Origin of the sequence: Cellulomonas hominis, assembly GCF_005239125.1 — a bacterium.
Taxonomy (GTDB): Bacteria; Actinomycetota; Actinomycetes; order Actinomycetales; family Cellulomonadaceae; genus Cellulomonas; species Cellulomonas hominis_A.
The window spans coordinates 1-1232 of sequence record NZ_SZYE01000347.1; the positions used below are offsets into that span (position 1 = coordinate 1).

3 protein-coding genes are annotated in these 1232 nt (G+C 79.9%); all 3 read left to right on the forward strand.

Annotation, left to right across the window (positions count from 1 at the left end; translation table 11 throughout):
• Positions 1-209: hypothetical protein (locus FA014_RS20410; protein WP_230323459.1), on the forward strand; the 209-nt coding region annotated here is incomplete at its 5' end.
• Positions 206-481: a CDGSH iron-sulfur domain-containing protein gene (locus tag FA014_RS19495; protein WP_154731251.1), complete on the forward strand. Its 276-nt coding sequence runs from the start codon at positions 206-208 to the stop codon at positions 479-481. The genes FA014_RS20410 and FA014_RS19495, both read left to right, overlap by 4 nt.
• Positions 478-1221, forward strand: coding sequence for an MBL fold metallo-hydrolase (locus tag FA014_RS19500; RefSeq protein WP_154731252.1), 744 nt, complete (start codon positions 478-480; stop codon positions 1219-1221). The genes FA014_RS19495 and FA014_RS19500 overlap by 4 nt, the downstream gene beginning before the upstream one ends.
• Positions 1222-1232: the final 11 nt, after the last annotated feature.

Genomic DNA, 1232 nt, shown 5'->3' on the forward strand with positions numbered 1-1232 from the left:
GGCTCGCCCTGGCCCTGCGCGCGACCGGCGGTGCCCGCTACGGCGGGTCCCGGCTGCCGCGCGCCGCGACGCCGCTGCGCGAGCTCCGTGCCCGGGCGCACGAGGCGCCCGCCCCGCACGCCGAGCACCGCACCGTGAGCCGCGCCCCCGCCGACGACCCGTCCCCCGGCCGTCCCTCCCCCGCACCGCGACACCTGGAGACCGCATGAGCGCCGAGCACGCCCCCGTCGTCCTGACCCCGTGCCCCGACGGGCCGATCCTCGTGCGCGGCGACGTCGAGATCCGCGACGCCGCCGGCCGGACCGTCCCGCGGCGGCGCGCCACCGTCGCGCTGTGCCGGTGCGGCGCGTCCGGCATCAAGCCGTTCTGCGACGGCTCGCACAAGGCGATCGGCTTCCGCACGGACGACGAGGTGCCGCGCCCGGACGAGCCGGTCCCCGCACCGGGTCCCCGGGCGGAGCACGGAGGGGGCGCGTCGTGAGGATCTCGGTCCCCGCGCCCGGCGTCGCCCGCCTGGAGCACGCGTACGTCAACTGCTACGTCCTCGCCGACGAGCGCGGCGCCACCGTCGTCGACGCGGGCCTGCCCCGGATGTGGCGGATGCTGCCGCGGCTGCTCGCCGCCGTGGACCGCACGCCGGCCGACGTCCGGGCGGTGGTGCTCACCCACGCGCACTTCGACCACGTCGGGTTCGCGCGGCGGGCGATGCGCGACCTGCACGTCGACGTGTGGGTGCACCCCGCCGACGCCCGGCTCGCGGCGCACCCGTACCGGTACGCCCACGAGAACCCGCGCGCCGCGTACCCGATCCGGCACCCGCGGGCCCTGCCGATCCTCGGCGCGATGGTCGCCGCGGGGGCCGCGCGGGTGCGCGGCGTGACGGTCGTCCGGTCGCTGGTGCCCGGCACGCGGCTGAAGGTCCCCGGCCGGCCCGACGTCGTCGCCTGCCCCGGCCACACCGACGGGCACGTCGCCCTGCACCTGCCCGACCGCGGCGTGCTGCTGTCGGGCGACGCGCTGGTCACGCTCGACCCGTACACCGGGCGCACGGGGCCGCGCATCGTCGCCGGCGCCGCCACCGCGGACAGCGCGCTCAACCTCGCGTCGCTGGACGCCCTCGCGGCGACCGGCGCGCAGCTGGTGCTGCCGGGGCACGGCGAGCCGTGGAGCGGCGGCGCGGCGGAGGCCGTGCGGCGCGCCCGGGCGGCGGGACCCGCCTGAGGGGCCCGGCT